Genomic DNA, 4529 nt, shown 5'->3' on the forward strand with positions numbered 1-4529 from the left:
GGGCCGGTCAAGGCCAAGCCTTGCGGTGGCCGCAAGTGCGGCCAGCCTTGACCGCCCCTGCGCGCGGCGGCTGCAAGATTGATGGCCGGGACGGAAGAATGGCCTGCGGCGCGGCCGAACAAAAGAATGGACGCACGCGATTTCCAGCAAGCGTCATCTCGATAATGAAAAAATCGCTTGTCCATCTCATCCGTGGTCCGTAAATGTTTCCAGTGCTCGGCCGGGAAGTCGTAGAACGCGAGCAGCGTGTCTCGATCCTTGCTCAGGCAATCGGCGGCCTTCTCGTATTTCAGCGTGTAGCTCGCGATGAAGGCGTCGAACGCCAGCTCGGCGGCGACCTTCGTTTCGGCCATCCAGATCTCCTGCAGCGCGCGTTTGGCTTTCGGCTGCTGGCTCTTCGGCAACTTGGCGAGCACGTTCGCGGTCTTGTGCACCCAGCAGCGCTGCTCGCGCGTTTTCGGCCAGACCTCACCGGCGGCCTTCCAGAACCCGAGAGCGCCATCGGCGATGACGAGCCGCGGCGGCACGTCGAGCCCGCGCCGCTTCAGATCGAGCAGCAGATCGCGCCAGTCCTGCGCGCTCTCCCGGGCACCATCGGTGAAGCCGACCAGTTCCTTGCGGCCTTCCGGCGTCGCACCGATCAGCACGAGGATGCACTGTTTTTCGTCTTCGAGCCGTGCTTCGAGATGGATGCCATCAGCCCAGATGTAGACGTAGCGCTTGGCCGACAGATCGCGCTTCTGCCAGGCTGTGTGCTCGTCGAGCCAGCCGTCCTTCAGCCGGCCGATCGCGGAGGCCGACAATCCGGCAGCATCCTTGCCAAGCAGCGCCGCCAGCGCCTCGGAGAAGTCGCCAGTCGAAATCCCCTTCAGGTAAAGGATCGGCAGCAGCGTCTCGATCGACTTCGAGCGGCGCATGTAGGGCGGCAGGATCGACGGCGCGAACCGGATGCGGCCAGGATCGGCAGCGGCGGCCTCGCGATCGCGTACCCGCGGCTGGCGGACGGCGACCGGACCGATACCGGTCATCACCTCGCGCTCCGGCAGGTGACCGTGGCGGACGACGCGCTGGTGGCCGTCCTGGGTCTTCAAATCGGCATGCTGGCCGAGAAAGTCTGCGACCTCGGCCTCGACCGCCTTGGCGAGAAGGGCACGTGCCCCGTTGCGCAAGACTTCTGTGAGTTGATCGTCGAAGATTCCTGGCTGAATCAGCTGGATGACGTTATCGTTGGACACGGCATATCGCTCCTTCGGTGGAGAAGTGGAGGCGTCAAGCACCCCCACGATATGCCGCCTTCCTGATTCCCGCCGTCACCAACTTTGGGCGATAGCTCTCATTGTGGACACCTGCACCGGCAGGAGGGGGGCCCTCCAACAGCTCATTAACGCGAATACAAGATGACGAGCCGCTTTGATGGTTGTGACATCGTGGCCATCCAAAAGGACGTATTCGTTCGCATGGTGTGGAAGTGCGTATATTTGACCAAAACTACTGGACGCTTCTCAAAGGTGGCCCGACCAGCAAGAACGCGCAAAAACTGGTGAGTCGGAGATCGCGGAGGCGTTTGCGCAGCGCACTGGCTATCCTGAACAGCTCAAGTACCCGCTAGTCAACATGGCCCCGCTACTCAGTATAACACCACGCCGCCCGGACGGCAAAGCTAATTCAGATCACGTCCAGGAGCATTGGCTCTCATGACGAGCACAATAAGCTGCGCAGCGTCAGCGGCGGGCCCTTATCTCGCCAGCCCGTCATTGGGGTCTTGGCGATGGGCTCGGCGGCTGCTGCCCGAAAGCATCTTCCTCCTGGTGCTCTTTGTCATATCCTTTGGGAGGCTTCTGTTGCTCTCATTTGGGATGCCGACGCTGGCTCTCTGCGCATCCGCGACCGAGCCATCCGAACGAGCAGAGGCGAGGCGTGAGTTCGGTATGCGGCCGGGTTTTAAACGGCTGCCTGCGGCATTCCAGTTAGATCCGCTGTCTGCGTTGAATCGAATCGGGACGTCACGAAATATCCGTTTGGGCAATAGCAAGGAGTGGAATCCCGTGCTGATGAGCAACTTTATGCCGGCCAATCTCGAAGCACGGAAGCTTTGCGAGCTCGTGAATGTATCGTCGGTCTCAACTGCTTTGGGTTGATGAACCCGGCAAACCGGCTGATGGCGGTTCCGCTGGACTTTCACACCATGAAGGCGGGCGGAATAGTGCGATCCTGCAGAGCGGCACTCTCGTCGATGGTCTTATCGTGCCTCTCCTGGCTCGCGGAATAGGCATTGGCCGTGTCGTTACCATCGGCAACGAAGCCTGTCTTGATGTGGCAGATTTCATCGACTACTTCGCAGATGAGGATGACACCCACGTCATCACCTGCTATTGCGAGCAGATCAAGCGCCCACTGGAGTTCATCAAGGCCTGCGAGCGAGCGGCCGACAGGGGCAAGCCGATCGTAATGATCAAGGTCGGCCGCTCCGAAAGCGCCCGCCAGGCGGCGTTGGCCCATACCGGCTCGCTAGTGGGCTCGGATGTGGCGATTGAGGCTGTGCTGAAGAGGTTGGAAGTTATCCGGGTCGATACCGTTGATGATTTGATCGAGACCGCAGCTGCCCTCTCCTCAACCAAGCGGCCACGCGGGCGCCGCGTGGCCTTTGCGTCCTTTTCTGGCACGGCCGCTAGCATTCTGGCTGACTTCGCGCATTCCTGCGACATCGAATTGCCGCCACTGCCGGCTCCGGTGAAGGCTCGTTTGGAGGCAGTCTTTCCCGAATTCGGCAACGTCGGCAATCCACTCGATTTTACCGCGCAAGGGAGCTATGACACGCACATCATACATGAATCGCTAAACGCGATCGCCGCCTCTGGCGCTTATGACCTGGTGATATGGGGCCGCGGCTTCCCTTCTTGCCTCGACATGAGCTGGGTGTTGGGCCGATCGCTGACGCGAGCCGCGGCGGCCGCGCCGGAGGTTATGTTCTCGATATTAAGTCTTGCGGATGGCCATTTCTATGCGTCTCTCGATCCGAAGGATGCTATGGTCGATCCTAAGGCGGAGTTTGACCGCATGCCCTTTTTTGCAGGGAATGGCTGCCGGGCTGAAGGCACTCTCTGCTTTGATGATCTATGCCGAGTTCCTTCGCAACCGTAAGCCCAGTCATCGCCTGTCGAGCCAGTGGGGCCGACGTAGCGCCTACTATCCTGAGGCACTGCGCATCATTCGCGAGGCCAAGGGCGACGTCTTGACGGAGAGCGAAGGCAAGCGTCTGCTCGCGCTCTACGAGATTACGCGCGAAGCACTGGCTAGTCGGGCCGCTGATGCAGCCCAGATCGCGCAGGATCTCACCTTCCCGGTAGCGATGAGAATCGAGTCGGCTGAGATTCTGCACAAGACCGATGTGGGCGGCGTTGTACTGAATATCTCTTCGCCCGACAAAGCATCGGCGGCCTTCGAGCAAATCATGGCTTCGGTCCGGTCGCACCGCCCCGAAGCGAAAATCCGGAGTCGTCGTGCAAGAAATGGCCAAATTCGGGCCCGAAATGGTGCTTGGTGCGACTTTCGATCCGCAATTACGTCAATCAGACAATCGAGGCTTGGATGATGCGGAAGTTCAAACGCTTTATGAGTCGCAAGGCCAAGGCCGGCCGCGTTCTCGAACGACTATCTTGAGAACGTCCGGGATTGTTTGCACACCGGAAGATCGGCATACGCAGTTCGTTCGCCTGATGGGAGCCCAGTGAGGCGAGAGTCTCACGCTGGGATCTATGAGAGGCCGGCGGTGAGATTCCACCGGCCTACTCGCCAAAGCCGCCCGCCCGGATCTGTGAGGGCAAAGCCAAATGGCCGAACTATTCGACCACGATCCTCTGTCGTGTTCGGCGCCACCTACGCCGACGCCGTGCTTAATCGCCTGGTTCACAACGCCTACCGCCTCGATCTCTCCGGCGAGAGCCTGCGGCGCACCTTATCGCAGCAAAGCCCAAAGGCCAGAGATGTGGACATGCCGCTGCGCTGGACAACGCCTGTCTACGACGCACGGCAACAGAAGAAAAAACAGCTGGTCGAGTTGCAATCACAATTGACCATTCGGCTTTACGAATGTCAGAAAACGACCGCCAAAACGCCTCCACGCCAGACGACATCATCCCAGAATGGTGGGCGAGATCATCTCGGAATCCCGGGTGGCACCATATTGGTACGCTTGGCGAGATCATCGAATCCGCAATCTAACGCGATAATGTGCGGTTCTTAAGCATCTGCGGGCATCAAATCAACGAATTCCGGCTTAAAGGGACCGGTAGCTTTGTGGGCGGGAGTGATCCGATTTGAGCACCTAGGCATGAAGTCTCTATCGGATAAGCGGGAGGGTTGTGATGGAAATCGAATGGCGACGGCTTCGGGCTGATCAGTTGCGTGAACGCGCGAAGGAGGACGCGATCGTCATCGTCCCGGTGGGTGCGCTCGAGCAGCACGGCCCACACCTGCCGGTCGAGATCGACAGTCTTCTCGGCGAGGCGGTTGCACTGCGAACGGCGCGC

The 4529-nt window shown here is 59.9% G+C and carries 4 protein-coding genes and 1 pseudogene; 4 read left to right on the forward strand and 1 reads right to left on the reverse strand.

Annotation, left to right across the window (positions count from 1 at the left end):
- On the reverse strand, window positions 1-1235 hold a 1235-nt coding region (locus IVA82_RS37560; RefSeq protein ID WP_247493801.1), incomplete at its 3' end, for an IS256 family transposase.
- Between the two features lie 871 nt (window positions 1236-2106).
- On the opposite strand from IVA82_RS37560, the gene IVA82_RS37565 reads away from it, so the two are divergent.
- The 4 genes and pseudogenes from IVA82_RS37565 to IVA82_RS37580 all read left to right on the forward strand — a co-directional run.
- Entirely contained in the window at window positions 2107-3141 is a 1035-nt protein-coding gene (locus IVA82_RS37565; protein WP_247493802.1) for a hypothetical protein, read from the forward strand.
- On the forward strand, window positions 3110-3592 hold the full coding sequence (locus IVA82_RS37570) for an acetate--CoA ligase family protein (protein ID WP_247493803.1): 483 nt from the start codon (window positions 3110-3112) through the stop codon (window positions 3590-3592). Before IVA82_RS37565 ends, IVA82_RS37570 begins: the two co-directional genes overlap by 32 nt.
- 282 nt (window positions 3593-3874) lie before the next feature.
- Window positions 3875-3970, forward strand: a pseudogene (locus tag IVA82_RS37575) (ATP-binding protein); the annotation flags it as partial.
- Between the two features lie 394 nt (window positions 3971-4364).
- Window positions 4365-4529 (forward strand): creatininase family protein (locus IVA82_RS37580; RefSeq protein ID WP_247493571.1); only part of this gene is annotated, 165 nt, incomplete at its 3' end.

Source organism: Bradyrhizobium sp. 142 (assembly GCF_023074015.1).
Lineage (GTDB): Bacteria > Pseudomonadota > Alphaproteobacteria > Rhizobiales > Xanthobacteraceae > Bradyrhizobium.

What these genes read in the sequence shown, in the direction of transcription:
- IVA82_RS37565 (WP_247493802.1), top strand. Translation starts at nt 2,107, where the DNA reads ATGTATCGTCGGTCTCAACTGCTTTGGGTTGATGAACCCGGCAAACCG.
- IVA82_RS37570 (WP_247493803.1), top strand. Translation starts at nt 3,110, where the DNA reads ATGATCTATGCCGAGTTCCTTCGCAACCGTAAGCCCAGTCATCGCCTG.